The sequence below is a fragment of the Pedococcus sp. genome, assembly GCF_036000045.1.
GTDB lineage: Bacteria > Actinomycetota > Actinomycetes > Actinomycetales > Dermatophilaceae > Pedococcus.
This window is the reverse complement of record NZ_DASYGF010000007.1, coordinates 17,393-43,996: the sequence shown is the minus strand read 5'-3', so window position 1 is coordinate 43,996 and position 26,604 is coordinate 17,393. Positions and strand designations below refer to the sequence as shown.

Genomic DNA, 26,604 nt, shown 5'->3' with positions numbered 1-26,604 from the left:
GCCGAAACCTTTGTTGCAGAGGGCAGTACCCAGACAAAGGAGCCGAGTCCCAACCAACGCCGCTTCGGCCTCGACCAGGAGAAGTCCTATGAACCGCCCCAGCATCGCCCGCCCGGCCGTCCTGGCCATCGCACTGGCATCGACCGCAGGCCTGTGCCTCGGCGCCTGTAGCACCACCAAGACCTCCGGGCCCGGCTCCGCCGGCAGCAGCGGAGGCTCCAACGGCCCCATCAAGATCGGGCTCGTCACCAAGACCGACAGCAACCCGTACTTCGTCAAGCTGCGCGAGTCCGCGAAGGCGGAGGCCGCCAAGCACGGGGACAGCGTCATCGCGCTGGCGGGCAAGTTCGACGGTGACAACGCCGGCCAGGTGACCGCCATCGAGAACCTCGTCCAGCAGGGTGTGAAGGGCATCCTCATCACCCCCAGTAACTCCGGCGGTGTCCTCGACGCCATCAAGAAGGCCCAGGACGCCGGGGTCATCGTCATCGCGCTCGACACGGCGACCACGCCGGCGAACGCGGTCGCCGCCACCTACGCGACCAACAACGAGCAGGCGGGCAAGCTGCTGGGCCAGTACGTCAAGGCGCGCATGGGCAGCACCAAGCCGCAGATCGTCGCCATGGACCTCGACCCCAGCGCCTCCGTCGGCATCCAGCGCCACAACGGCTTCCTCGAGGGGATGGGCCTGCCGCTGCAGACGCCCGACGTCATCGGCAGCGCCCTGACCCAGGGTGACCAGACCAAGGCGCAGGCGGCGATGGAGAACCTCCTCCAGCGCGTCGGCGGCCAGGTCAACGTGGTGTACAACATCAACGAGCCCGCGGCCCGTGGCGCCTACCAGGCCCTCAAGGAGAAGGGGCTCAACGGCAAGGTGATCGTGGGCGCCATCGATGGTGGCTGCGCCGGCGTCCAGAACGTCAAGGACGGCGAGTTCGTCGCCACGGTCATGCAGTTCCCGAAGAAGATGGCCGAGGACGGCGTCAACGCCGTCGTCGCGTATGCCAAGTCAGGGACGAAGCCGTCCGGCTTCATCGACACCGGCGCGACCCTCATCACTGACAAGCCCGTTCCCGGCCTGGCGTCCAAAGACACCACCTGGGGCGCCGCGAACTGCTGGGGCTGACATGTCCACGACGACGAACGCCACGTCCGGACGAGCCTCCGAGCCCGCGCCGCAGCCGCGCCGCGGCCGCGGTGACGGCATAGGCAGGCTCTTCGCCCGCAACCCGGTCCTCGGGCCGACGGCGGCGCTGGTGCTGGCCATCGTGTTCTTCTCGGTCAGCACGAGCACGTTCTTCAACATCGACAACTTCTCGCTCATCGTGCAGCAGTCGGTGGTGATCGGGACGTTGGCGCTCGGACAGACCCTGGTCATCCTCACGGCGGGGATCGACCTGGCCAACGCCTCGATCGCGGTGTTCGGGACTCTGCTGCTCACGCGGCTGACGATCGGGCACCTCCCGAGCGGGCTGGCCATCCTGGCCGGCCTGGTGGCCTGCACCCTGGCCGCGACCGTCTCGGGGCTCTTGGTGACCCGCATCAAGCTGCCCCCGTTCATCGTGACCCTCGGCATGCTCGCCGTGATGACGGCCGTGACCAACCTCTACAGCACGGGCACCACCTTCGCCGTGCCGAACGGGGCGCTGACCTGGCTGGGCAACTCGCTCTACCTCTTCGGCCGGGTCCAGTTCACGATGGGCATGATCCTGGCGGCCATCCTCTTCGCCGTGATGTGGTTCGTCCTGGGCAAGACCGCCTGGGGCAGACATGTGTATGCCGTGGGCAACGAGCCCGAGGCGGCCCGCCTGACGGGCATCCACATCGACCGGACGCTGGTCAGCGTCTACGCCGTGGCCGGTCTCATCTACGGCTTCGCCGCGTGGATGGCCTTGGGCCGCACGCCGACGGCGGACCCGAACGCCTACCAGACGGGCAACCTCGACAGCATCACCGCCGTGGTCATCGGAGGCACCAGCCTCTTCGGTGGTCGCGGGGGAGTCGTGGGGACGGTCGTGGGCGCGCTCATCGTGGCGATCCTGCGCAGTGGCCTGACGCAGATGGGCATCGACTCCAACTACCAGAACCTGGCAACCGGTGTGCTCGTCATCGCCGCTGTCGCGTTCGACCAGGCGACCCGGAGGAGGGCGTGATGAGCACGGTGACCCAGGACGACACGACGGTGCGGAGCACCGCAGCACCCGAGCCGGTGATGACGGGCCGAGGCCTGGTCAAGCGCTACGGCCATGTGACCGCCATCAACGGCGCGGACTTCGACCTCTATCCCGGCGAGGTGCTGGCCATCGTCGGGGACAACGGGGCCGGCAAGTCGAGCCTCATCAAGGCACTGACCGGGGCCGTGACACCGGACGAGGGCACGATCACCCTGGACGGCAAGGAGGTGAGGTTCCACTCCCCGCTGGAGGCGCGGCGGGAGGGCATCGAGACGGTCTACCAGACGCTGGCGGTCGCGCCCGCCCTCGATATCGCCAGCAACCTCTTCCTCGGCCGCGAGCAGCGCAGGGAGGGTCTGTTGGGCAGGCTCCGTCTGCTCGACAAGAAGAAGATGCGGACCGCGGCTCGGGACGAGCTCAACTCGCTCGGCATCGCCACCATCCAGGACATCACCCAGCCGGTGGAGACCCTGTCCGGTGGTCAGCGACAGGCGGTCGCCGTGGCCCGAGCGGCCATGTTCGGCAGCAAGGTCGTCATCATGGACGAGCCGACCGCGGCCCTCGGCGTGCGCGAGACCGCGCAGGTGCTCGAGCTGATCAGGCGGATCAGCGGCCGCGGCCTGCCGGTCGTGCTGATCAGCCATGACATGCCGGCCGTCTTCGAGGTCTCCGACCGGATCCACGTCCACCGGCTCGGCCGGCGGGCCGGGGTCGTCGACCCCAAGCAGGTGTCGATGAGCGACGTCGTCTCCTTCATCACGGGCGCGGAGCAGATCCCCGCGAACGCCGACATCACGAACGTGGCTCCGCGCTCCACCGGTCATGGAGGTGCGTCGTGACCATCGTCGTCGGGTACATCCCCACAGATGAGGGCATGGCGGCGGTGGACCACGCCATCGCTTTCGCGCAACGCGACGACAGCCGCTTGGTGGTCGTGAACACCGGGCACCACGGCGACAACGCGCATCCGCTGTTCGCGTCGGGGGCTGACCTCGACGCCCTCGACGCCCGGCTCGAGGAAGCCGGCGTCGAGCACGAGATCCGCCAACCGACCGCCCACACCTCGGCGGCGGCCGAGATCCTCTCGGCGGCGAGCGAGGTCGGCGCGGAGCTGATCGTGATCGGCATACGCCGTCGTTCTCCCGTGGGCAAGCTTGTCACGGGGAGCACAGCGCAGCAGGTACTGCTGGACTCCGAGTGCGCGGTGCTCGCGGTCAAGCCGGCGAAGCCGCAGCGCTACAGCTGACCGCGCAGCCGCATGGTCAGGGGTCGCCCGTCGGGGTCGTAGACGACGCGATAGAGCACCTCCGCCCAGGAGCGGGTGCGCGCTGACAGCACCGGGTCCTTGATGGGCCGCAGCTGTCCCGGCGGCCGGGTCCCGACCCGGCCGCCGTCGTGCCAGGCCGACAGTGCGGCCGCGGCTGAGGCGTACGCGTCGAACACGTCCGAGAGGGGCAGCGGGGCAGAGTCGTCGTCGAGCCGCCCGAGGTGCTCACGGGCCAGCGTCGTCCGCAGGCCCCGCGCATAGTCCTGGTGGTAGACGGCGGCGGACACCTCGGAGTCATGGGTCCACGAGCGCCGGTTGAAGTTGTCCGACCCCACGTTGGCCCACTCGTCGTCGACGATGCACACCTTGGCATGCACGTAGACCGGTGTGCCCGCGGCATTCTCCACTCCGTAGAAGGCAACGCGGCCGGGGGCCGCCTCCTTGAGCTGGTTCATGAGATGGCTGCGGCCCAAGAGGTTCGGTGGCTTGGAGATGCGCCCGTCCTGGTCGGGCAGGTGCGGTAGCACGGCGACCAGGCGCAGGCCGGGCTCGCGCTTCAGAGCGTCGGCGAAGGCCGTCGCGACCTGTGGCGACCAGAGGTACTGGTCCTCCACGTAGATGAGGTGCTTGGCTCCGGCCAGCGCCTTGGTGATGCCCCTTGCCACACTGCGCTCACCGCGCGGCGCGAAGGGGTAGCCACCCAGCCGCTTGGGATAGGTGCGCAGCAGCTGGACAGGGTGAGACCCCGTCGGGGCGGGGTCGGGCTCCTGGGGCGGCAGGGGAGTGGTGCGGATGTTGTCGTGGTGGAGCCGGTCGCCGAGCCAGCGCAGGGGTGAGCGTCCCGGTGGTTGGGGGTCGTCCCAGCGCTCGCGGAACACCGCCTCGACGTCGCCGACCGCAGGGCCGGTGATGGCCAGCTGCACGTCGTGCCACGGAGGCCGGCTCCCGTATGCCGCTGCCATGGGCTGGGTCTGCGGGTCACCTCGGTGCGAGTGGTCGTCGCGCCGGCTGTGGCACAGGTCGATGCCCCCGAGGAAGGCGATGTCCAGATGCGGCCGCGCCGGATGACGCAGGACCACGAACTTCTGATGGTGGGACCCGCCGACCCGGACGCGCATGTCGAGCAGGCACTGGCCGCCGGCCGCGTTGATCTCCTCGCCGATGTGCCGGTTCTCCGCGCTGGAGAACGACAGCCGGTCCCAATGTGAGCGCCAGATGAGGCCGCGCACGTCGACTCCCCGCGCTGCCGCACGCGCCAGTACCGCGCCGATGGCGCTGTCCGGGCTGCCGTCGAGCCGCTCGTCGGGGTCGCCGCGCCAGTCGACGAACATGACCAGGTCGCCCGCCTCGAGAGCGTCCAGCCGCCGTCTCAGCTCCCCGAAGTAGGTGGCGCCGTGGACCAGCGGTACGACGTGGTTGCCCTCGGTCCACGGGGTGCCGCCCGGATGACGCCGGTCGAGGACGGTCGCGGGGTTGCCGCGTTCGGCCGCGCTGAGGAACCAGTCCCTGACGTCCATGCCCGCCTCTCTCGTCTGCACCTGACCCGTTCAGGTGCGCTGGTCACCCTACGGGCAGGGATACCGCTGCGGCTCGGGAACCCGTCGAGAGTGACGCGCGGGGTCTTCGCCGGGGCGTGTGAGGCCGCCGCCATGGACGCGCGGGACGTTCAGGACTGCGTACTGGAGGCCCGCACCGGGTACGTTTCCGTCTTGGGGTGTCGCCGAGCGCGCGGTCGCCCGAACACCCAGCCGAGCCGACGAGAGGGACGTGAACCACTCCATGGTCATCATCGTGACCCTCTGTGCCACCGTGTTCTTCGCCCTGTCGACGGCGCTCAAGCACCGCAGTGCCTCGACGCTCCCCGAGTCCAGTGCGAAGGGACGCGCTCGACTAGGGCATTTCGTGACCGCCACCTTGGCGCACCGGTGGTACCTCGCCGGGCTCGCGGCCGATGCCGTAGGCCTGGCGCTGCAGGCCCTCGCGCTACACATCGGTGCGGTCTCCGTCGTCCAACCGCTGCTCGCGACGGCACTGCTCTTCTCACTGGTCCTGAACCACGCCGCAGCCCGGACCCGGATCAGCCGCGCCGAGCTCGGCTGGGGGGCGCTGCTCGCGGCCTCAGTCGTCGCCTTCCTCGTGTGGTCGGGCGCCTCCACCGCGGGCATCCATGCCAGCACGGCGGACCGCGGCGCCGCTGTTGCCGTGGCCATCCTGGCCGTCGTGCTGGGGACGATCTGCGTCATCGTCGCCCGCAAGCTGCCGTCCGGAGCCAGGGCGGCGCTGCTGGGGGTGGTGGTCGGCACGATCTATGCCTGCACGGCAGTATTGATCAAAGCGGTCACCAGTGTGGCCGCCCGCGGGGGTCTGGCGGCAGTGCTGACGAGCTGGCAGCTTCCGGTGCTCATCCTGGCGGGGGCCGCCGGCCTCGTGCTGGCCCAGGTCGCCTTCCGGTCGGGCCCGTTGAACGCCAGCCTGCCCGCCATGGCCACGCTGGACCCTTTGCTCAGCGTCGTCCTCGGCGTCATCGTCTATGACGAGCAGCTCCGCACGGGGTTGTGGGACACCGCGGGAGAGGTCGTCTCGCTCGCTGCGCTGGCCCTGTCCGCGGTCGCGCTGAGCCGCCTGACGGCCGACCGTGAAGAGGTGCAGGCCGCGTCCGCTCGGGGCTAGGTTTGAGCAATGCGGATCACCCACCTGGGCCACGCCTGCCTGCTCGTCGATGTCGCAGAGGCGCGCATCATGGTCGATCCTGGCGGCTGGTCGCCGCAGGCTCACGAGCAGCGGGACCTCGACGCCGTGCTGGTGACGCACCAGCACCCCGACCATCTCGACCGCGCACGCCTGCCCGACCTGCTGCGCGCCAACCCCCGGGCCCGCCTCCTCACCGACCCCGAGACTGCCGCGATCCTGCGCGAGGACGGTGTCGAGGCGCAGCCCTTCGGCCCGGGCGACGAGGCCACCGTCGGGGCGGCGACCGTCACCGGGGTCGGTGAGCTGCACGCGCTCATCCACGACGAGCTGCCCCGGGTGCACAACACGGGCATGCGGGTCACCGCCGAGGGCGAGCCGGTCTTGTTCCACCCCGGCGACGCCCTGGACGCCGAGCCCGGGGACGTCGACGTCCTGGCCTTCCCGCTCAACGCGCCCTGGCAGCGCAGCCGGGAGATGACCGCGTTCCTGAGGCGGCTCGCCGCGCCCCACGCGGTCCCCGTCCACGACGCGCTGCTCAGCGAAGCCGGCCGGGCTCTCTACCTCGGACAGGCGCGCAGCCTGGGGTCGAGCCGGACGCAGGTCCACGACCTGGCGGGCTCCGGACCCACCGAGTTCACCGCCACCTCGTGAGAAGCGCCGTACGCGAGGCCCAGCGCCGGTAGCGTCGCGCCCATGCCCGACCGCCAGCCCGCACTCACACTCCGGGGCCTCACGAAGCACTTCGGCGCCACCGTGGCGGTCGACCGGCTCGACCTCGACGTGCCTCGCGGCTCGTTCTACGGTCTCGTCGGCCCCAACGGCGCCGGGAAGACCACCACCCTGTCGATGGCGACGGGACTCCTGCGCCCGGACGCCGGCCTGGTGAGTGTGCTCGGCATCGACGTCTGGTCGGACCCCGTGGGCGCCAAGGCGCGCATCGGGGTACTCCCGGACGGGCTCCGCGTCTTCGACCGGCTCACCGGCCGCCAGCTCGTGACGTATGCCGGGCTGCTGAGGGGCATGGACCGGGCTCTGGTGGCCCAGCGCGTCGACGAGCTGCTGGTCGCCCTCGGCCTCACCGAGGCCTCGGAGAAGCTGGTCATCGACTACTCCGCGGGCATGACCAAGAAGGTGACGCTGGCCTGTGCCTTGGTGCATGCACCGCGGCTGCTCGTGCTCGACGAGCCGTTCGAGGCCGTGGACCCGGTCTCGGCCAGAACCATCCGGTCGATCCTCGAGGACTTCGCCGGCAGCGGGGGCACCGTGGTCCTGTCGAGCCATGTCATGGATCTCGTCGAGCGGATCTGCACCGACGTCGCGATCATCGTCGACGGCAGGGTGCGGGCCGCAGGTCCGGTCGAGCTGGTGCGCGCAGGCGGCACGCTCGAGGACCGTTTCCTCGACGTGGTGGGTGGCAGCACCGACGTGAGGGGACTGGCATGGTTGCGCACCTCCTCCGACTGAAGCTCCACCTGTTGCGCAACGGGCTGCGCCGGGGCGTGGCCGCCGTCATCGGGATGGCGCTGGGCCTGATCTACGGTGGCGGCTTCGTCGTGCTGGCCGTGGCGGTGCTGGTCGCCCTGCGCGTGCACGCGGACCTCTCGGCGACCCGCATGGTGGTCGTCCTCGGCGGTGCCGGCGTCATGGCCGGCTGGGCGCTGCTGCCGGTGGTGGTGTTCGGCATCGACCCCACCCTCGACCCGGTCCGCTTCGCCACCTATGCCGTGCCTGAGCGCACCCTGGCGCTGGGACTCGCGCTGACCGGGCTGGTGGGCCTGCCGGGCCTCGGGACAGTGGTGCTGGTGCTCGGGATGGTCGTGGGCACCTCCTATGGTGCGGGTGCGGTGCTCGTGGCCGTGGCAGGGGGGCTCTGCGGCCTCGCGGCGTGTGTCCTGCTCAGCCGGATCGTTACGGGTGTTGCCGCCGCCGTGCTCGCCACGCGGCGCGGGCGTGACCTGGCCGGCCTCGGCGGTGTGCTGGTCGTGTTCGCCGCGATCCCCGCCATGACCATGACCGGGGGCGGATCGCGACGAGCGCTGCTCCACGGCCTCGCCGACGTCCTGGCCTGGACCCCGCTGGGTTGGGCGTGGGGCGCCCCGGTCGACGCCGCACTCGGCAGCTGGGGGCCGGCGCTGCTGCGCCTCGTGCTCGCCGCAGGCTGGTGTGTCGCGCTGTTCGCGGTGTGGCAGCGAGTCCTGGTCAGTGCCTTACGCAACCCCCGCACGGTCACCTCCGAGGGCGGCAGCCGTGGCGGGCTGGGCCTGTTCGCGAGGCTTCCCGCGACCCCGATGGGGGCGATCGCCGCGCGCGCCGGCACCTACTGGGTGCGCGACCCACGCCTCAACCTGCCCGCCGTGATGACCGTCCTGCTGCCCGCCGGGCTGCTGGTCCCCGGGATCGGCTCCGGGTCGGAGCTGGCCCTGGCAGCGATGCCGGTGGCGTCGGCATACCTCATCGGCTGGGGCCAGCACAACGACGTGGGCTACGACTCCACCGCGTTCTGGATGCACGTCGCGGCCGGGGTGGACGGGCGCAGCGACCGGCTGGGGCGGCTGTTCCCGTCCGGGCTCATCGCGGCCTTCTGCGTGCCCGCCTACGCCCTGCTCGGGCCGCTGGCCGGCGGCTCCTGGCGGCTTCTGCCCGCGTCGCTCGGGGCGGGCCTCGGGGTGGCCCTGAGCGGCTTCGCCGTGGCGTGCGTGACCAGCGCGGTCAAGCAGTATGCCGTGCCGGCGCCGGGCGAGAACCCGTTCACCAGCCGCCCGGGGTCGGTGGGCGTCACGATGGCCGTGCAGACCCTGTGTGGCGCTGCCGTGGTCGGGCTGTCACTTCCGGTCCTGGTACTCGCCCTGCTGTCGTGGCTGGGGTGGTCGTGGGCTCCGTGGGCGGCGCTGGTCGTCGGGCCGCTGGTGGGCGCCGCCGTCCTGGCTGTCGGGGTGCGGGTCGGCTCGGAGCTGTTCCGGCGACGCCAGTCAGACCTCCTGCAGGACCTCGTGTCGATGCGCTGACCTCGACGCGCTCAGACTGCAGAGCTCAGTCGTTCTTGTGAGCCGCCAGGTGTGCCGCCCCGATGATTCCGGCCTTGTTGCGCAGCGTGGCGGGCACGATCGGGGTGCGCAGCTTCAGCAGGGGCAGGAACTGGTCGGCGTCCTTGGAGACGCCACCGCCGACGACGATGAGGTCGGGCCACAGCAGCGCCTCGAGCTGGCTGTAGTAGCGCTGCAGGCGGGTGGCCCATTCGGCATAGCTGAGCCCTTCCTTCTCCTTGATGGACGAGGCGGCCCGCGTCTCCGCGTCGTGCCCGTCGATCTCGAGGTGGCCGAGCTCGGAGTTGGGGATGAGCACGCCGTCGTAGATCAGGGCCGATCCGATGCCGGTCCCGAGGGTCGTCATGACCACCAGACCCTTGTGCCCCTTGGCCGCCCCGTAGTGCAGCTCAGCGACGCCCGCGGCGTCCGCATCGTTGACCAGGATGATGTCGTGCTCGAGGACCTTCTCGAGCATGGGTTCGGCGTCGAAGTCGAGCCAGAGCTTGTCGATGTTGGCGGCCGAGCGCACCACGCCGTGGGTGACGACCCCGGGGATGGTCACGCCGATGGGCGAGTCGCCCCGGACGTCGTCGAAGTGGTCGGCGACCTGCGCGATCACCGCTGCCACCGCCGTGGGCGTCGAGGGCACCGGTGTGTCGACCCGCATCCGCTTGGCGGCGAACTCTCCGGTGGTCAGGTCCACCGGGGCGCCCTTGACGCCACTGCCACCGACATCGATCCCCAGGGGGAGTCCGTGCTTGGCCAACTGTCCGCCTCCTTGCGGGTCGCCCGGCTCACGTCAGGTGGTCAGGGCAGGGTGGTCAGGGCAGAGTGAGGATCTCGTTGCCGCTGTCGGTGATGAGGATGGTGTGCTCGAACTGCGCCGAGCGCAGCCTGTCCTTGGTGACCACGGTCCAGCCGTCGTCCCACATCTCCCACTCGTGGCCACCGCCGAGGTTGAGCATCGGCTCGATCGTGAACGTCATGCCGGGCTCGATGAGCGTGCGGTACGACGGCGCGGCGTCGTAGTGGGGGACGACCAGCCCGCTGTGGAACATCCGCCCGATGCCGTGGCCCGTGAAGTCGCGCACGACGCCGTAGCCGAACCGCCGGGCATAGCTCTGGATGACCCGACCGATCACGTTCAGCTCGCGCCCGGGCATGGCCGCCCTGATCCCGCGCATCATCGCCTCGTGGGTGCGCTCGACCAGCAGCCGGGACTCCTCGTCGACATCGCCACACAGGTAGGTCGCGTCGGTGTCGCCGTGGACCCCGTCGATGTAGGCGGTGATGTCGATGTTGACGATGTCGCCGTCCTCGAGCGGGCGGCTGTCGGGGATGCCGTGGCAGACCACCTCGTTGACCGAGGTGCAGAGGGACTTCGGAAAACCCTTGTAGCCCAACGTCGAGGGGTAGGCCCCGTGGTCGAGGAGGAACTCGTGGCCGACCCGGTCGATCTCGTCCGTCGTCACCCCCGGCGCGATGACGGCGGCGGCAGCCTCCATGGCCTGGGCGGCGATCCGGCTCGCCACCCGCATCCTGGCGATGGTCTCGGCATCCTTGACCTCCGACGCGTGGTCCTGGGCCGGCGCGGGCTTGTCGACATACTCCGGGCGCTCGATGGACGCGGGCACGGGTCGGCGCGGCGACACGACGCCCGGGGCCACGCTTGCGTACGTCAACGGCATACGGTGGAGTCTAGGGACGTCCGCGGATCCGTCGACATGGAGGGCACTGATGGCCTACTGGTACAACCTCACCACCGGCCAGGTGGAAAGCGAAGACAACAAGAGTCAGAGCGACGACCTCATGGGGCCGTACGACTCGCAGGCCGAGGCCTCCAAGGCTCTCGACACTGCACGTCAGCGCACCGAGGCCTGGGACGAGGAGGACAAGGCCTGGGACGAAGGTCCGTCTGACCGCTGAAGAGTCCCGCGTCCAGTCGTAGCGGGTCAGCCGTAGTGGCTCAGTCGTTGCGCCGGTGCACGGACACCGCATACCCGGCATCGGGTCGCCACGATGCACGGTCCCAGCTGGCGTAGCGCCGCAGGAACGACAGGCCGGCGACCTCGCAGGCCCGGTCGTAGTCGGCGAGCGGGGTGACCGGGCACCCGGGCGGGAGATGGTCGGTGTCGAGGCCGAACCCGGCGACGAGCAGACCGCCCGGCTCCAGGTGCGCCGTGAGTCTCTCGACGGCTTCGAGCAGGGTCCCCGGGGCGAGCAGCGGGATGACGTTTCCGGCCAGGATGGCCAGCGCGAAGGCCTGCGTGCGCAGCTCGAGGCGGCTGAGGTCCTGGCGCACCCAGCGCGTGGCAGGGTCGCGGCGCTCGGCCACGGCGACCATCTCGGCGTCGGCGTCGACACCCACGCAGTCGTAGCCCAGGCTCGTGAGCTGGGTCGCGACGCGGCCGGTGCCGCAGCCGGCGTCGAGCACCCGGGCGGGTGCGGGCAGGAGCGACTCGACGAACGCCGCCTCGCCGTGGATGTCGACTCCACTGGCCGCGAGATCGTCGAAGCGCTGCTGGTATGCCGTCGCGCCGCCCAGTCCGCCGGAGACCTCCGACCACCGTGTGCGGGGCTCGGGAGAGGTGGTCTCGCTCATGGCTCCAGACTAGGTTCGCGGCTGGTTCGAGGGAACCCGGGGAGAGGCGTGTTCGCCTACGGCCTGGCGCTCGCGGCTACCGCCTCAGGCGAGCTCGCGAAGCCCCGGCAGCACCCGCTCCGCGAAGGTGTCGAGGAATCGCGCCTGGTCGGGCCCGGGCCCGTGGAACACCAGGTGGGTGAAACCCCAGTCGACGTACTGCTTGACTGCGGCGACGACCTCCTCCGGGTCGTCGGAGACGATCCACCGCTGTGCCACCTGCTCGTCGGGCAGGGCGTCGCCGAGGCGCTCCATCTCCAGCGGGTCGCTGGTGCCGTGCTTCTGCTCGGCGGTCAGCGACAGAGGCGCCCAGAAACGGCAGTTCGCGACCGCCTGGTCGCGGTCGGGGTCCCACGACAGCTTGATCTCGATCATCCGGTCGAGCTCGTCGTGTCCACGGCCTGCCTTGGTGAGCCCCTCGTCGACGGCCGGAAGCAGCTTGTCGCGGTAGAGCTCCTCGCCCTTGCCGGAGGTGCAGATGAACCCGTCACCCGAGCGACCGGCGTAGCGGGCCACGAGGGGGCCGCCGGCGGCGACATAGACGGGCACGGGCTCGTCCGGGCGGTCATAGACCGTGGCGTCGACGGTGCGGTAGTAGTCGCCTTCGAAGGTCACGCGCTCCTGGGTCCAGAGGGCGCGCATCAGGCTGACCGACTCTCGCAGGCGTGCGAACCGCTCCTTGAACTCCGGCCACTGGTCGCCCCCGACCGACCCGACGACGACCTCGTTGAGCGCCTCACCGGTGCCGACGCCGAGCATGACCCGGCCCGGGTAGAGGGACCCGAGCGTGCCGAAGGCCTGGGCCACCACCGCTGGGTTGTAGCGGAAGGTCGGCGTCATGACGGAGGTGCCGATCTGGACTCGCTCGGTGCGCTCGCCGAGGGCAGCGAGCCACGCCAGCGAGAACGGCGCATGGCCGCCGTGGTGGCGCCAGGGCTGGAAGTGGTCCGAGATCATCACGCTGTCGAACCCCACGCGCTCGGCCTGGACCGCGTAGTCCAGCAGCTCGCGGGGTGCGAACTGCTCGGCCGATGCCTTGTACCCGATGCGCAGCGTCATGGGCCCCACCGTATGCCGCCTACTCGAGGAAGGAGTTCTCGGCCGCCGGGAACGCACCTGAGGCGACGTCCGCGGCATACATCGAGGCGGCCTGGCTGAGGGCGCCGCGCAGGTCCGCGTACTTCTTGACGAACCGGGGGGCCTTGCCGCCGCGCAGTCCCGCCATGTCCTGCCAGACGAGGACCTGGGCGTCGCAGTGTGGGCCCGCGCCGATGCCGATGGTCGGGATGCTCAGCACCTCGGTGACCCGGGCCGCGAGGGGAGCGGGGACCATTTCCATCACCACGGCGAAGCAGCCCGCGCGCTCGAGGGCGACGGCGTCCTCGACCAGGCGGTCGGCGCTGTCACCGCGGCCCTGGACGCGGTAGCCGCCCAGGACGTGCTCGCTCTGGGGGGTGAACCCGATGTGGCCCATCACCGGTATGCCGGCGCGCACGAGCAGCTCGACCTCCGGCACCATCGGCTTGCCGCCCTCGAGCTTGACGGCGTGCGCCATGCCCTCCTTCATGAACCGGGTGGCGGTGGCCAGAGCCTGCTGGGGGCTCGCCTGGTAGGACCCGAACGGGAGGTCGGCGACGACCATCGCGTGCTTGGCTGCCGAGGTCACGGCGCGCACGAGCGGGACGAGGTGGTCGACCGTCACGGGCACGGTCGTCTCGAACCCGTAGACGTTGTTGCCTGCGGAGTCGCCGACAAGGAGCACCGGGATGCCGGCCTCGTCGAAGATCTCGGCGGCATACATGTCATATGCCGTGAGCATCGCCCACTTCTCGCCCTTCTCCTTCATCGCCTGGAGATGGGGGACCCGGACTCGGCGTTGAGGGGCGGCCTGGGCTCCCGTTCCGTAGGGGGCGAGGGTCTCGCTGAGGCCGGAGGACGGGTTGCCGGAGGCGGACGGGGAGGTGGGCTGGTCGCTCATGTCCGCATCCTAGGAGGCAGGTCCGGCCGGCAGGCGGCTTTGACCAGCCGCGTGCCGGCGCGCTCGGGCGCTCGGATCGCGAAGGCACGGGTTCAGCGCAACGGGTCGCGTTCGAGGGCCCGAGCCCGGGCCCGCGTGACGAGCAGGGCGCACCCAGCCGGGCGCGAGAGCGGTCCCCAGGCGGTGGCCATGAACGGGGTGCGCCTCCACGGCGTCATCCGGTCGCCTGGTCGCATCATGGCCTCCGACGGGCACCGGGCGCCCTGCGCCGGCCGCGCGCTGACCGTGTGGGCGTGAGAGTCGGCCGGGACGACGGTCGAGGGGGTGCTCTGGGCGAGCAGGAGAACGGCTGCCGCGGCGGTGGTCAGTGCCAGCTGAGTGCTCATTGCCAGTGCCTTCTGGCCCTTCTGGCTCCCTGTGGCCCGTTGGGTGGTGGTGCGTGTGGTTGGCCCCTAGTGCTCCCTATCGTCTCGCGGGTCGAGCCACGACGGTTCCGTCCAATGTCGTAAGTCCTCTTGGCACCGTCACGACTGCAGCCTTGGCGCCAGTACTCGTGGCGGGTTCAGTCGTGTAGCCACGACTGCTGTCAAGCGGGCAACACAGGGGGAGGCCGAGCCGGCGTGAAGCGGGCCACGGCGACGGCTCCACCCGTAGAGTGCCGCCGTGGACTACGACGACGTTGTCATCGGTGCCGGTCACAACGGGCTCACTGCCGCTGCCTACCTTGCTCGAGCTGGCCGGCGCGTGCTGGTTCTGGAGGCCGCCGACCACGTGGGGGGCGCTGCCGTGTCCGCGCAGGCGTTCACCGGCGTCGATGCACGGCTCTCGCGCTACTCCTACCTGGTCTCGCTGCTGCCCCGGCAGGTCGTCACCGACCTCGACCTCGACGTGCGCCTCGTTCGCAGGCGGTTCTCGTCCTTCACCCCGGTGCCCGGAGACCCGGCGAGGAGCCTGCTCGTCGACCAGGGCGACGCGTCCTCGACGGCGGCGGGCTTCGCGGCCCTCACCGGCGGGGCTGGCGCGTATGCCGCGTGGCAGGGCTTCTACGGCCGGGTGCAGCGCATGGCTGAGAGGGTCTTCCCGACGGTTCTCGAGCCGTTGCGCAGCGAGGCGGATCTCGCCGACCTCGTCGACGACGACGAGCTCTGGGAGGCCCTGGTCCGGCGCCCGCTCGGCGAGGTGCTCGAGAAGTGGTTCGACGACGACACCGTCCGGGGGATCGTCGCGACGGATGCTCTGATCGGCACCTTCGCCGACCTGGGAGGCGAGGACCTGCGCCAGAACGTCTGCTTTCTCTACCACCTGATCGGGGGCGGCACGGGGGACTGGGACGTGCCCATCGGCGGCATGGGCGCGGTCACCGACTCGCTCGCCCGAGCGGCCGCCGCCGCGGGAGCAGACCTGCGCACCGGCGTGAGGGTGACCTCCGTCGACCCCTCCGGCACGGTGAGCTGGTCCGGTGGGTCCGCCACCGCGCGCACCGTTCACGCAGCATGCGCTCCCGCTGTGCTCAACCGGCTGCTCGAGGCGGCCGGCGCGGACCCGGTGGAGACCGAGCCGTCGCCCGAGGGTGCCCAGCTCAAGGTCAACATGATGCTCTCCCGGCTGCCGCGACTTCGCGACAGCACGGCCGACCCTCGGGCTGCGTTCGCCGGGACGTTCCACGTCAACGAGGGCTACGGCCAGCTCCAGCGCGCTTTCGAGGAGGCGAGCGCCGGCCGGGTGCCGGAGGTCCCGCCCTGCGAGATCTACTGCCACAGCCTGTCCGACCGGTCGATCCTCGGCCCGGAGCTGGCCGGCACCGAGGCCCAGACGCTCACCCTCTTCGGGCTGCATCTGCCGGCGCGCCTCTTCGCAGGCACCGAGCAGGAGCATGCCGACGTCAAGGACCTTGCCCTGGCCCGCACGCTGGCATCGTTGAACTCGGTGCTGGCCGAGCCCATCCAGGACGTTTTGCTCGTGGACGGCGACGGCAGGCCGTGCCTCGAGGCCCGGACGCCGCGCGAGCTGGAGGCCGACCTCGGGCTGCCCGGCGGCAACATCTTCCACCGATCGCTGCAATGGCCATGGGCCGAGCGGGCCGCCGAGGTCGGCACCTGGGGCGTCGAGACGCAGTACGACCAGCTGCTCGTCGCAGGAGCCGGCGCGCGGCGGGGTGGTGGAGTCAGCGGCATACCCGGTCACAACGCGGCCCAGGCCGCCCTGGGCCGCTGAGCCGGCCCCCTCGTTGCCGGACATCTTCCTGAAACACGACTAGGGCAGGATTCGTTACATGGATCGTCAGCAGGAGTTCGTCCTCCGCACCATCGAGGAGCGCGACATCCGTTTCGTGCGCCTGTGGTTCACCGATGTCCTCGGGACGCTCAAGTCGGTGGCCGTGGCCCCAGCCGAGCTGGAGGGGGCGTTCTCGGAGGGCATCGGGTTCGACGGGTCGGCGATCGAGGGGTTCGCCCGCGTCTACGAGGCCGACATGCTGGCCAAGCCCGACCCGAGCACGTTCCAGGTGCTGCCCTGGCGCGGCGACAACCCGGGGACGGCGCGCATGTTCTGTGACATCACGCTGCCCGACGGGTCGGCCAGCCACGCCGACCCGCGCCACGTCCTGCAGCGCGCCCTCGGCCGGGCCAGCGACCTGGGCTTCACCTTCTACACGCACCCCGAGATCGAGTTCTACCTGCTCAAGCAGGGTTTCGCGCCGGGGGAGAGCCCGGAGCCGGTGGACCATGCGGGCTACTTCGACCACGTGCCGCACGGCACGGGCCACGACTTCCGTCGCGCTGCCATCACCATGCTCGAGTCGATGGGCATCTCCGTCGAGTTCAGCCACCACGAGGGCGGCCCGGGCCAGAACGAGATCGACCTGCGCTACGCCGACGCGCTCTCGACAGCAGACAACATCATGACGTTCCGCACGGTCATCAAGGAGGTGGCTCTCGAGCAGGGCATCTTCGCCTCCTTCATGCCCAAGCCGTTCGCGCAGCACCCCGGGTCGGGCATGCACACCCACATGTCGCTGTTCGACGGCGACAGCAACGCCTTCTACGAGGCGGGTGCCCCCTACCAGCTGAGCAAGGTGGGGCGACAGTTCATCGCGGGCCTGCTGCGTCATGGCGCCGAGATCACCGCGGTGACGAACCAGTGGGTCAACTCCTACAAGCGGCTGTGGGGCGGCGGCGAGGCGCCCGCCCACCTGACCTGGGGTCACAACAACCGCTCGGCCATGGTCCGCGTCCCCATGTACAAGCCGGCCAAGGGCCAGAGCAGCCGCGCCGAGGTCCGCACGCTCGACGCAGCCTGCAACCCCTACCTGGCCTTCGCCGTGATGCTCGCCGCTGGTCTCAAGGGCATCGAGGAGGACTACGAGCTGCCCCCGGAGACCGAGGACGACGTGTGGGGGCTGACCTCCTCGGAGCGCCAGGCGATGGGCATCGAGCAGCTGCCCACCACGCTCTACGAGGCCATCCGCGTCATGGAGCGCAGCGAGCTGGTGGCCGACACGTTGGGCGAGCACGTCTTCGACTTCTTCCTGCGCAACAAGCGGGCGGAGTGGGAGGACTACCGCGGCGAGGTCACGCGCTTCGAGCTCGAGCGGTACCTTCCCGGCCTCTGAGCCGGCTGTCTCCTGCGTAGGGTGACGGGGTGAGCTCCGGTCGCCCCACCTCCCAGACCGCGACGCTTGCGCGCCGCGGCTTCGCCGACCCAGGGCGAGCGGCGCAGCTGCTCGGCGACCGGGCCCTGGCGGGGCTGGTGGACCCCCTCGACGACGTCTTCAGCGACGGGCTCTCCGACGCCCTGTCCGCGGTGGCCGACCCCGACCTGGCACTCCTCAGCCTGGTGCGGCTCATGGATGCCCTGCGCGCCGGCGAGCGGTCTCGCCGCGACGTCGAGAACGGCGCGGGACGTGAGGTCCCGGAGCTGATCGCCGCTCTGCGGCACCACGGCCCGGCCCGCGACCGGCTGCTCGCCGTGCTCGGCGCCTCGACGGCGCTCGGGGACCACCTGGTCACCCACCCCGAGCACTGGAGCAGCGTCGCCCACGCCGGTCCGATGGGGCCGCGGGAGCGGGTCGACGACCTCGTCGCGGCCGTGAGCAACCCCGGTGAGCACACGGCATACGACGCCTTGCGCATCGGCTATCGACGCCAGCTCCTCGGCATCGCAGCCCTCGACCTGACCGCCAACGACCCGCTCAGCGCGCTTCCCGAGGCGGCCGCGGCCCTGGCCGACCTCGCCGAGGCCGCTCTCGAGGCCGCCCTGGTCATCGCTCGCGCGGAGGTCGGGGAGCAGAGCGAGCTCTGCGACTTCGCCGTCATCGGCATGGGCAAGACCGGTGGTCGCGAGCTCAACTACGTCAGCGACGTGGACGTCATCTTCGTCGCGGAGCCGCGCCCAGGTGTCGAGGAGCCTGTGGCGATCGCCGCAGCGACCGCCTTGGCCACCCATCTGATGCGGGCGTGCTCGACGTCCACCGGTCAGGGGACATTGTGGCCGGTGGATGCTGCGCTGCGGCCCGAGGGCAAGAACGGTCCACTCGTGCGCACGGTCGAGAGCCACCGCGCCTACTACGAGCGCTGGGCCAAGACGTGGGAGTTCCAGGCACTGCTGAAGGCGCGGCCCGTGGCCGGCGACCGGGCGCTGGCCCAGAGCTATCTCGACGCGGTGCTGCCGATGGTGTGGCGGGCCGCGTCCCGCGAGAACTTCGTCGAGGACGTCCAGGCGATGCGGCGCCGGGTCGAGCAGCACGTGCCGCCCGCCGAGGCCGACCGCCAGCTCAAGCTCGGGCCCGGCGGCCTGCGCGACGTCGAGTTCAGCGTCCAGCTGCTCCAGCTCGTGCATGGCCGTTCCGACGACACCCTGCGCTCTGGTACGACGCTCGAGGCACTGGGGGCGCTCGCGGCCGGCGGCTATGTGGGCCGAGAGGATGCCGCAACGCTCGACGCCTCGTACCGGCTGCTGCGCACGCTGGAGCACCGTGTGCAGCTGTACCGGCTGCGCCGCACCCACCTGATGCCGACGGGCGAGGCCGACCTGCGCCGCCTCGGCCGGGCGCTGGGGCATCGTTCCGAGCCGGCGGCGGCGGTGGTCGCCCAGTGGCAGCAGCAGGCGCGAGAGGTGCGCCGCATCCACGAACGCCTCTTCTACCGGCCCCTGCTGGCCGCGGTCGCGCGGCTGAGCTCGACGGACGCGCGACTGGCTCCGGAGGCTGCCCTGGACCGGTTGGCAGCGTTGGGTTTCCGTGACCCCGCGGGTGCCATCCGCCATCTCGAGGCGCTGACCTCGGGGGTCAGCCGCCGGTCGTCGATCCAGCGCACCCTCCTGCCCGTGATGCTGGGCTGGTTCGCCGACGAGGCCGACCCGGACGGTGGGCTGCTCGCCTTCCGCAAGGTGAGCGACGAGCTCGGCTCCACCCACTGGTACCTGCGGCTGCTGCGGGACGAGGGCACGGCGGCCGAGCGCCTCGCCCACACCTTGGCCCGCAGCCGGTATGCCGCGGACCTGCTCATGGGCGCGCCCGACTCCGTAGCCATGCTCGGCGATGCCGGGGGCCTCGTCCCTCGGTCGCGTCCGGACCTGCTCCGCCGGATGGCTGCGGCGGCCTCCCGGCAGGAGGACCCCGAACGTGCCGTGCGAGCAGCCCGGGCGATCAGACGCCAGGAGCTGTTCCGGGTGGCCGTCGCGGACCTGTCCGGCGAGCTGGCGCTCGCCGGTGTCGGTATGGCCCTCACCGACCTCACTGCTGCGCTCGTCGAGACTGCGCTGGGCGTGGCACAGCGCACGGTGGCGGAACGCCGTGGCACGCCGCTGGTGACACGCCTGCTCGTCGTCGGGATGGGCAGGCTCGGTGGCGGCGAGCTGGGGTACGGCAGCGACGCCGACGTGATCTTCGTGCACGACCCGGTCGAGGGTGCTCCCGAGGGGGAGGCGCAGGACCAGGCCCTCGAGGTGGTCCAGGAGCTGAGGAGACTGCTCGGGTCAGCCGGCCCGGACCCCCAGCTGGGCCTCGACGCCGACCTGCGGCCCGAGGGCAAGAGCGGGCCGTTGGTGCGTTCGCTGACGAGCTACCAGGCGTACTACGAACGCTGGTCGCTCACCTGGGAGTCGCAGGCGCTCCTGCGGGCGACACCGATCGCCGGCGACGAGGACCTGGCTCGCCGGTTCGTCGAGCTCGTCGACCCCCTGCGCTGGCCGCCGGCGCTGACCGCGGTGCAGGTCCGTGAGATCCGCACTCTCAAGGCCCGTATGGAGGCCGAGCGGCTGCCCCGCGGCGCCGACCCACGCAGTCACTTCAAGCTGGGCCGCGGCGGCCTGTCGGATGTCGAGTGGTCGGTGCAGCTGCTCCAGCTTCAGCACGCCCACGCCATACCGGCGCTGCGCACCACCGGAACGCTGCCGGCCCTGGCCGCCGCGGTCGACGCCGGGCTCGTCGTCGAGGAGCAGGCCGAGGCGCTGCGCGAGGCATGGGTGCTCGCGTCGCGGCTGCGCAACGCGGCCATGCTCCTGCGGGGGCGTGCAGTCGACAGCGTGCCGTCGGACCTGCGGATCGCCGACGGCATGAGCCGGATCCTGGGTGGTGAGCCGGGCAGCGGCGCGGACCTCGCCGAGAGCTACCTGCGGGTCGCCCGCAGGGCGCGCGCCGTCACGGAGTCGGTGTTCTACGGGTCTCGCTGACCGCGGGCTGTGGTGGTCGCCGCCCACCCGAGTTCTGTCCGATGGGCAGCACTCGTGGCGAAAAGGCCGAACCAGCCTCGACTACTGCCGCCATGGCAGCAGTCGTGGCTCGGGACCTGAGACCGAGACCGGGGCCGCGGCACGCCCCGCCTAGACTTGCCTTCATGATGTCCACGATCGACCTGCGCGGGCGCGCGCTGGGCACCCGTGAGCTGCGCCAGCTGCTCCCGCGTGCGGAGTTCGACGTCGCGGCGGCCGTCGAGACCGTCCGGCCCCTGTGTGAGGACGTCAGGCATCGCGGCGCTGAGGCGCTCTACGAGCTCGGTGAGCGGTTCGACGGCATCCGGCCCACCACCCTGCGCGTTCCAGCTGCCGTCCTTGACGCCGCGCTCGCGGCCCTCGACGCCGGGGTCCTCGAGGCCCTCGAGGAGTCGATCCGCCGGGCCCGGTTGGTGCACGAGGAGCAGCGTCGGCAGGACACGGCCACCACGGTGGTGCCCGGCGGCACGGTCACCGAGCGGTGGATCCCCGTCGACCGGGTCGGCCTCTATGTGCCCGGTGGGCGGGCCGTCTACCCCTCCAGCGTGGTCATGAACGTCGTCCCGGCCCAGCTGGCCGGAGTCGGCTCGCTGGCCGTGGCGAGCCCGCCGCAGCGTGAGAACACCGGCGAGTTCGCCGGGTACCCCCACCCGACGGTGCTCGCTGCCTGCGCGCTCCTGGGCGTCGACGAGGTCTATGCCATCGGGGGCGCCCAGGCGGTCGCCGCCTTCGCGTTCGGGTTCGAGGACGGTGCCGGCGTCGTCTGTGAGCCGGTCAGCCTGGTGACCGGCCCCGGCAACATCTACGTCGCTGCCGCCAAGCGCTATCTCAAGGGCGTCATCGGCATCGACGCGGAGGCCGGCCCCACCGAGATCGCCGTTCTTGCCGACGACACGGCGGTTCCCGCTCACGTCTCGGCCGACCTGGTCTCCCAGGCCGAGCACGACCCCCAGGCCGCCTCGGTCCTCGTGACCGACAGCGTGGCGCTGGCCGAGGCGGTCGCCGTCGACCTCGAGGCGAGGGTGGCCGCGACGAAGCACTCCGAGCGGGTGCGCGAGGCCCTGTCCGGACGGCAGTCGGGCGTCGTCCTCGTCGACGATCTGGACGCCGGTCTGGCGGTGGTCAACGCCTATGCCGCCGAGCACCTCGAGATCCAGACCCGTGACGCGGCCGTCATCGCAGCCCGGGTCCGCAACGCTGGAGCGGTCTTCGTCGGTCCCCACGCGCCGGTGAGCCTGGGCGACTATCTGGCCGGCTCCAACCATGTGCTCCCCACGGGCGGATGCGCCTGCCACAGCAGCGGTCTGTCCGTGCAGTCGTTCCTGCGCGGCGTGCACGTCATCGACTACTCCGAGGCCGCGCTGCGCGACGTTGCACACCTCGTGGTGACCCTGGCCCAGGCTGAGGACCTGCCCGCGCACGGCGAGGCGGTCCAGGCCCGGTTCGACGGCGAGGCGCGGGCCGACCGATGAGCGGCATCGAGAACCTCCTTCGCGAGGACCTGCGTGGCGTGACCCCTTACGGCGCGCCCCAGTTCGACGTCCCTGTGCGCCTTAACACCAACGAGAACTCCTACCCGGTCCCGCCCGAGGTGGTCGAGGAGATCACCCGCGCCGTCGCGGCGGTCGCAGCCGACCTCAACCGCTACCCCGACCGTGAGTTCACCGACCTGCGCGCTGCGCTCGCGGCATACCTCACCGACACCTCCCGCGACCACGACGTCACGGTGACGCCCGAGCAGGTGTGGGCCGGCAACGGCTCGAACGAGGTCCTGCAGCACCTCGTGCTCGCCTTCGGCGGTCCCGACCGCACCGCCCTCGGGTTCACGCCCGCGTACTCCATGCACCCGATCATCAGCGGCTCGGCCGGCACGACCTGGGTCGACGGGCTGCGCGGGCAGGGCGGCGAGCCGTTCGACCTCACCCTCGAGTCCGCCGTCGCCCAGGTGCGCGAGCACCAGCCTCACCTGGTGTTCCTCTGCTCGCCCAACAACCCGACCGGCACGGCTCTCGGGCTCGACGTCGTGGAGGCCGTCTACGCCGCGGCCGAGCGGGCCATCGTCGTCGTGGACGAGGCGTATGCCGAGTTCGCCCGGCGCGGGACGCCCAGCGCCCTGACGCTGCTCGAGGGACGTCCGCGCCTAGTGGTGACGCGCACGATGAGCAAGGCGTTCGCGTTCGCCGGTGGCCGACTGGGCTACCTCGCGGCTGACCCGGCTCTCGTGGACGCGCTGCGGCTGGTGCGCCTGCCCTACCACCTGTCCGCGCCGACCCAGTCGATCGCGTTGGCGGCCCTGAGGCACGCGGCGTCGCTGCTCGGGACCGTCGAGGTCATCAAGGAGCAGCGCGACCGGATCGTCGGGCAGCTGACCGTCCTCGGCCTCGAGCCGGTGCCCAGCGACGCCAACTTCGTGCTGTTCGGCGGCCTGTCTGACTCCGCACAGACCTGGCGCGACCTGCTCGACCGCGGAGTCCTGGTCCGCGATGTCGGCATTCCCCACTATCTTCGTGTCACGGCTGGCACGCCGGCCGAGACCGACGCGTTCCTGGCCGCCATGGCCGAGATCGCACCAAAGGCAATCGCACCGAAGGCAATCGCACCAGCAACGGACAGGAGCGGGTTGTGAGCGTGGGTGACCGCACGGCCTCGCTGAGCCGGTCGACGTCCGAGTCCAGCGTCCAGCTGGAGCTCAACCTCGACGGCAGCGGCATCGCCGACATCGACACGGGCGTGCGCTTCTACGACCACATGCTCACCTCGCTGGCCAAGCACTCCCTGATCGACCTCCGCGTCAAGGCGACCGGCGATACCGATGTCGACGCACACCACACCGTCGAGGACGTCGCGATCGTGCTCGGCGACGCACTGCGCGAGGCCCTGGGCGACAAGAGCGGCATCGCCCGGTTCGGCGACGCGACGGTGCCGCTCGACGAGGCGCTCGTCCAGGCCGTCGTCGACGTCGCTGGCCGGCCCTACGTCGTGCACACCGGGGAGCCAGAGGGCCAGGCCTACGTCGTCATCGGGGGCGACTACGTGGGCTCGCTGACCCGTCATGTCTGGGAGTCGCTCGCAGGTCGTGCCGGCATCGCCCTGCACGTGCGCGTGCTCGCCGGCCGCGACCCCCACCACATCGTCGAGGCCCAGTTCAAGGCCGTCGCCCGAGCATTGCGGGCTGCCGTGGCCCGCGACGAGCGAGTCAGCGGCGTGCCGAGCGCGAAGGGCAGCCTCTCCACGTGAGCGTCCCGCGGCAGTCCGCGCGTGCCTCGCGCGGGCTGCTTCTCGTGAGCGGCGAACCCGCTCGCGTCGCGGCCTGGGTGCGACGCGGCCTGGTGCCCTGTCACGTCGTAGCGCTGGGGCGATGGACCGCGGTCGTCCCCGCCGAGGCGGCGAGCCGGGCCGAGCCTCCGTATGACGACGCCGCCATGGTCCTCGCCGCTCGCCCCGTTCCGCACCGCTTCCGCCCCGCGCTGGGGTTCTGGTCCCTCGGCGACCGGGCCGTCGCCACAGTGACTCCGCGTGCCTGGCGGGCGGCCCCTCGCTGGCTCGTCTGGGGACCGGGGCAGGGTGCGGTGCCCGCTCCGGGCCTGCGGCTGGCCCGGGCCCTGGACCTGGCGGCAGCGGCCGGCCGCCCGGGCGCGGGGCACGACGTGGCCCGCCTGGTGAGCCAGCCGGGTGGCGATGTCGATGCCCTGCTGCTCGACCTGATGGCGTTGTTGGAGGTGCCGGGTGGCCAGCTGCTCAGCGGGACACCCGAGGGCGCGTCGTTCGTCGAGCCCGCTCCCCGCCTGGTCGCCCGGTTCAACGGCCGGGTGGCCGAGGACGCACGCCACCGTGCCGAGCTGGAAGGTCTGTGACATGCCTGGTGAGATGAGCGATGGCCGCCCCCACGGCCGCTCCGGCAAGCCCAGCGTGGTGGTCTTCGACTATGGCAGCGGCAACGTCCGCTCGGCCGTGCGCGCCCTCGAGCACGTCGGCGCTCAGGTGGAGCTGACCTCCTCGCGCGAGGCCGCGCTGGCCGCGGACGGGCTGTTCGTGCCGGGAGTCGGCAACTTCCATGCCTGCATGGCCGGGCTGCAGGTCGCCGGGGGTGCTCTGGTCGTCGACCTTCGGCTGTCCGGTGGTCGACCGGTCCTGGGGGTGTGCGTGGGCATGCAGGTGCTCTTCGACGGCTCTGACGAGCCCAGCGACGTACGCCGCGAGGGTCTGGGGGAGTGGCCTGGCACCGTCAGCAGGCTGCGCGCCGACGTCATCCCGCACATGGGTTGGGCCACCGTCGACCCTCCCGCTGGCACGCGGCTGTTCGTCGGCGTGGAGTCCGAGCGCTTCTACTTCGTCCACTCGTATGCCGTGCAGGACTGGGTCCTCGAGCCGCCGACGGGTCCGTTCGCGGCGGTGGCGCCGAAGGTCACCTGGGCCGAGCACGGGGGCCGGTTCGTCGCGGCGGTCGAGAACGGCCCGTTGTCGGCCACTCAGTTCCACCCCGAGAAGTCCGGGGACGCCGGGCTGACCCTGCTCGAGAACTGGGTGCGGTCCCTGTGAGGCGCTCCCTCGCATCTCCCCTGTCGTCCGTACCTCCCCAGGAGCCATCATGACCACCACCCCAGCCGCCCGGCTCGAGCTGCTGCCCGCCGTCGACGTGCAGGACGGCCAGGCCGTCCAGCTGGTGCAGGGCGTGGCAGGCACCGGCGGACAGTTCGGTGACCCATGGCAGGCCGCCCTGGCCTGGCAGGAGCAGGGGGCCGAGTGGCTCCACCTGGTCGACCTCGATGCTGCCTTCGGGCGAGGGTCGAACCGGGAGCTGCTGGCCGGCATCGTGGGCAGGCTGGACATCAAGGTCGAGCTGAGCGGCGGCATCCGCGACGCCGCGTCGCTGGCGGCCGCGCTCGCCACCGGCTGTCGCCGGGTGAACCTCGGGACGGCCGCTCTGGAGGACCCCGAGTGGACGGCGCGGGCGATCGCCGAGCACGGAGACCGGATCGCGGTGGGTCTGGACGTCCGTGGCACCACCTTGGCGGCGCGGGGCTGGACCCAGGAGGGCGGCGACCTCTGGGAGACGCTGGAGCGGCTCGACCGCGAGGGGTGTGCGCGCTACGTCGTCACCGATGTCAACAAGGACGGCATGCTCAAGGGTCCGAACCTCGAGCTGTTGCGCGACGTGTGTGCCCGCACGGGCCGGCCGGTCGTCGCGTCAGGTGGTGTCTCCACCCTGCAGGACATCGCCGACATCCGCGAGCTGGTCGGCCTGGGCGTCGAGGGGGCCATCGTGGGCTCGGCGCTCTACCGCGGCGCGTTCACGCTGCCGGAGGCGCTCGACGTGGCAGGGCGCCCGTGACCGGCGCGCACGACTCTGCGGGTGTCCCCTTCGGCGGTCGCGAGCTCACCGGGACCGGCTTCGACGGCGACACCGGTGCGGCTGACGAGACGCTGCTGACGGCCTTGGCCGCCGACACGGTCACGCCGGCGGACGAGCGATCCTTGATGCGGGCCGTGGCCGAGGCTCGACTGCTCGTGCCGATCGTCGCCGAGCCCGCCGAGGTCGACCAGTCCGGCACCCTGGCCGTCGAGAAGCGGACCGACATGGCGGCCGTGACGCTCGTGGCTCCGGACGGCGCCCGGGCGCTGCCGGTGTTCTCCTCGATGACCGCTCTGGCCGCCTGGGACCCGTCGGCGCGGCCGGTTCCCGTCACTGCCGCGCGTGCTGCCCAGGCTGCCGTGTCGGAGCGTTGCGACGTGATGGTGCTCGACGTGGCGGGCCCGCGGACCATGGCCCTGCGCCCGAGCATGGTGTGGGCGCTGGCCCAGCAGCGCGAATGGGTGCCGGCGCACGAGGACGAGACCGTCCGGCGCGCCGTCGAGCTGGCCGTCCGGGACCAGCACGGGGTGCTGGCGCACAGCGTCGGCCCAGGCGCTGCCGGCGAGGGGGTGCTCCAGGTGTCCCTGACGCTCGCTCCAGGGCTGGACCAGAGCACCGTGCGGCACATCGCGACCGCTATCGGCGAGCGCCTCGCCACCGACGGGGAGATCCGGGCCCGGATCGACGGCCTGGCCTTCTCGATCTCCTAGAGGACCAGCGGGGTCCCGACCGGGGGTCACGAGTGAAACTCGTTTGGCCAGTGTCA

Annotated in this window: 26 protein-coding genes; 19 read left to right on the top strand and 7 right to left on the bottom strand. The window is 71.4% G+C overall.

All coding sequences use genetic code 11. From position 1 onward, the window contains the following. Positions 1 to 88 precede the first annotated feature (88 nt). Genes VGN50_RS01135 through VGN50_RS01120 form a run of 4 tightly spaced genes read left to right on the top strand, consistent with a single transcriptional unit; the run spans position 89 to position 3,420 of the window. Positions 89 to 1,126, top strand: a complete 1,038-nt coding sequence (locus VGN50_RS01135; protein ID WP_327442790.1) for a substrate-binding domain-containing protein — start codon at positions 89 to 91, stop codon at positions 1,124 to 1,126. 1 nt (position 1,127) lies between these two features. Beyond that, positions 1,128 to 2,153, top strand: a complete 1,026-nt coding sequence (locus VGN50_RS01130) for an ABC transporter permease (protein WP_327442789.1) — start codon at positions 1,128 to 1,130, stop codon at positions 2,151 to 2,153. Next, positions 2,153 to 3,013: an ATP-binding cassette domain-containing protein gene (locus tag VGN50_RS01125; RefSeq protein WP_327442787.1), complete on the top strand. Its 861-nt coding sequence runs from the start codon at positions 2,153 to 2,155 to the stop codon at positions 3,011 to 3,013. The genes VGN50_RS01130 and VGN50_RS01125 overlap by 1 nt, the downstream gene beginning before the upstream one ends. Continuing rightward, the gene (locus VGN50_RS01120) at positions 3,010 to 3,420 is read left to right on the top strand and encodes a universal stress protein (protein ID WP_327442786.1); all 411 of its coding nucleotides are present in this window, start codon (positions 3,010 to 3,012) and stop codon (positions 3,418 to 3,420) included. The genes VGN50_RS01125 and VGN50_RS01120 overlap by 4 nt, the downstream gene beginning before the upstream one ends. Here the strand turns inward: VGN50_RS01120 and VGN50_RS01115 are convergent. Further along, positions 3,411 to 4,979, bottom strand: a complete 1,569-nt coding sequence (locus VGN50_RS01115) for a phospholipase D family protein (protein WP_327442784.1) — start codon at positions 4,977 to 4,979, stop codon at positions 3,411 to 3,413. The genes VGN50_RS01120 and VGN50_RS01115 overlap by 10 nt on opposite strands. Positions 4,980 to 5,208: 229 nt before the next feature. Here VGN50_RS01115 and VGN50_RS01110 point away from each other — a divergent pair, with 229 nt between their 5' ends. From VGN50_RS01110 to VGN50_RS01095, 4 genes are read left to right on the top strand one after another with little or no spacing between them, the layout of a single operon-like run. Beyond that, positions 5,209 to 6,111, top strand: a complete 903-nt coding sequence (locus VGN50_RS01110; protein ID WP_327442782.1) for a DMT family transporter — start codon at positions 5,209 to 5,211, stop codon at positions 6,109 to 6,111. A 9-nt stretch (positions 6,112 to 6,120) separates the two neighbouring features. After that, positions 6,121 to 6,783 (top strand): MBL fold metallo-hydrolase, encoded by a 663-nt coding sequence (locus VGN50_RS01105; protein WP_327442781.1) that lies wholly within the window; start codon positions 6,121 to 6,123, stop codon positions 6,781 to 6,783. A gap of 42 nt (positions 6,784 to 6,825) precedes the next feature. Beyond that, positions 6,826 to 7,596: an ABC transporter ATP-binding protein gene (locus VGN50_RS01100; RefSeq protein WP_327442780.1), complete on the top strand. Its 771-nt coding sequence runs from the start codon at positions 6,826 to 6,828 to the stop codon at positions 7,594 to 7,596. After that, on the top strand, positions 7,572 to 9,137 hold the full coding sequence (locus VGN50_RS01095) for a hypothetical protein (RefSeq protein ID WP_327442779.1): 1,566 nt from the start codon (positions 7,572 to 7,574) through the stop codon (positions 9,135 to 9,137). The genes VGN50_RS01100 and VGN50_RS01095 overlap by 25 nt, the downstream gene beginning before the upstream one ends. Positions 9,138 to 9,162: 25 nt before the next feature. Here the strand turns inward: VGN50_RS01095 and ppgK are convergent, their stop codons facing one another. Both ppgK and map read right to left on the bottom strand, forming a co-directional pair. After that, complete coding sequence (gene ppgK, locus VGN50_RS01090; RefSeq protein WP_327442778.1) at positions 9,163 to 9,924, bottom strand: polyphosphate--glucose phosphotransferase; 762 nt, start codon at positions 9,922 to 9,924, stop codon at positions 9,163 to 9,165. Positions 9,925 to 9,979: 55 nt separating this feature from the next. After that, complete coding sequence (gene map / locus VGN50_RS01085; protein ID WP_327442777.1) at positions 9,980 to 10,846, bottom strand: type I methionyl aminopeptidase; 867 nt, start codon at positions 10,844 to 10,846, stop codon at positions 9,980 to 9,982. A gap of 49 nt (positions 10,847 to 10,895) precedes the next feature. Here map and VGN50_RS01080 point away from each other — a divergent pair, with 49 nt between their 5' ends. Further along, a complete protein-coding gene (locus VGN50_RS01080; RefSeq protein WP_327442776.1) occupies positions 10,896 to 11,084 on the top strand; it encodes a methionine aminopeptidase in 189 nt (62 codons plus the stop codon). Between the two features lie 40 nt (positions 11,085 to 11,124). On the opposite strand, the gene VGN50_RS01075 is transcribed toward VGN50_RS01080, so the two are convergent. The 4 genes from VGN50_RS01075 to VGN50_RS01060 form a co-directional block, all read right to left on the bottom strand. Next, positions 11,125 to 11,760, bottom strand: a complete 636-nt coding sequence (locus VGN50_RS01075) for a class I SAM-dependent methyltransferase (RefSeq protein WP_327442775.1) — start codon at positions 11,758 to 11,760, stop codon at positions 11,125 to 11,127. 84 nt (positions 11,761 to 11,844) lie between these two features. Then, positions 11,845 to 12,858, bottom strand: coding sequence for a glucose-6-phosphate dehydrogenase (coenzyme-F420) (gene fgd / locus VGN50_RS01070; RefSeq protein WP_327442774.1), 1,014 nt, complete (start codon positions 12,856 to 12,858; stop codon positions 11,845 to 11,847). Positions 12,859 to 12,877: 19 nt separating this feature from the next. Next, positions 12,878 to 13,777 carry a 3-methyl-2-oxobutanoate hydroxymethyltransferase gene (gene panB / locus VGN50_RS01065; protein WP_327442773.1) on the bottom strand — a complete coding sequence of 300 codons (900 nt, stop codon included), beginning with the start codon at positions 13,775 to 13,777 and terminating at the stop codon, positions 12,878 to 12,880. A 92-nt stretch (positions 13,778 to 13,869) separates the two neighbouring features. After that, positions 13,870 to 14,163, bottom strand: coding sequence for a hypothetical protein (locus tag VGN50_RS01060; RefSeq protein WP_327442772.1), 294 nt, complete (start codon positions 14,161 to 14,163; stop codon positions 13,870 to 13,872). Positions 14,164 to 14,440: 277 nt separating this feature from the next. On the opposite strand from VGN50_RS01060, the gene VGN50_RS01055 reads away from it, so the two are divergent. The 10 genes from VGN50_RS01055 (at position 14,441) to VGN50_RS01010 (ending at position 26,548) form a co-directional block, all read left to right on the top strand. Beyond that, positions 14,441 to 15,991, top strand: a complete 1,551-nt coding sequence (locus VGN50_RS01055; RefSeq protein ID WP_327442771.1) for an NAD(P)/FAD-dependent oxidoreductase — start codon at positions 14,441 to 14,443, stop codon at positions 15,989 to 15,991. Between the two features lie 58 nt (positions 15,992 to 16,049). Then, a complete protein-coding gene (gene glnA / locus VGN50_RS01050; protein WP_327442770.1) occupies positions 16,050 to 17,387 on the top strand; it encodes a type I glutamate--ammonia ligase in 1,338 nt (445 codons plus the stop codon). A 29-nt stretch (positions 17,388 to 17,416) separates the two neighbouring features. Next, entirely contained in the window at positions 17,417 to 20,446 is a 3,030-nt protein-coding gene (locus tag VGN50_RS01045; RefSeq protein WP_327442769.1) for a bifunctional [glutamine synthetase] adenylyltransferase/[glutamine synthetase]-adenylyl-L-tyrosine phosphorylase, read from the top strand. 164 nt (positions 20,447 to 20,610) lie between these two features. Then, positions 20,611 to 21,957: a histidinol dehydrogenase gene (gene hisD, locus VGN50_RS01040; protein WP_327442768.1), complete on the top strand. Its 1,347-nt coding sequence runs from the start codon at positions 20,611 to 20,613 to the stop codon at positions 21,955 to 21,957. After that, positions 21,954 to 23,111 carry a histidinol-phosphate transaminase gene (locus VGN50_RS01035; protein WP_327442767.1) on the top strand — a complete coding sequence of 386 codons (1,158 nt, stop codon included), beginning with the start codon at positions 21,954 to 21,956 and terminating at the stop codon, positions 23,109 to 23,111. Before hisD ends, VGN50_RS01035 begins: the two co-directional genes overlap by 4 nt. Next, positions 23,108 to 23,722 carry an imidazoleglycerol-phosphate dehydratase HisB gene (hisB, locus tag VGN50_RS01030; RefSeq protein WP_327442766.1) on the top strand — a complete coding sequence of 205 codons (615 nt, stop codon included), beginning with the start codon at positions 23,108 to 23,110 and terminating at the stop codon, positions 23,720 to 23,722. Before VGN50_RS01035 ends, hisB begins: the two co-directional genes overlap by 4 nt. Next, positions 23,719 to 24,339 (top strand): hypothetical protein, encoded by a 621-nt coding sequence (locus tag VGN50_RS01025; RefSeq protein WP_327442765.1) that lies wholly within the window; start codon positions 23,719 to 23,721, stop codon positions 24,337 to 24,339. The genes hisB and VGN50_RS01025 overlap by 4 nt, the downstream gene beginning before the upstream one ends. A gap of 1 nt (position 24,340) precedes the next feature. Next, complete coding sequence (gene hisH, locus VGN50_RS01020; RefSeq protein WP_327442764.1) at positions 24,341 to 25,024, top strand: imidazole glycerol phosphate synthase subunit HisH; 684 nt, start codon at positions 24,341 to 24,343, stop codon at positions 25,022 to 25,024. Positions 25,025 to 25,073: 49 nt separating this feature from the next. Beyond that, positions 25,074 to 25,817: a bifunctional 1-(5-phosphoribosyl)-5-((5-phosphoribosylamino)methylideneamino)imidazole-4-carboxamide isomerase/phosphoribosylanthranilate isomerase PriA gene (priA, locus tag VGN50_RS01015; RefSeq protein WP_327442763.1), complete on the top strand. Its 744-nt coding sequence runs from the start codon at positions 25,074 to 25,076 to the stop codon at positions 25,815 to 25,817. Beyond that, on the top strand, positions 25,814 to 26,548 hold the full coding sequence (locus tag VGN50_RS01010) for an SseB family protein (protein ID WP_327442762.1): 735 nt from the start codon (positions 25,814 to 25,816) through the stop codon (positions 26,546 to 26,548). Before priA ends, VGN50_RS01010 begins: the two co-directional genes overlap by 4 nt. The last annotated feature ends 56 nt before the right edge of the window (positions 26,549 to 26,604 follow it).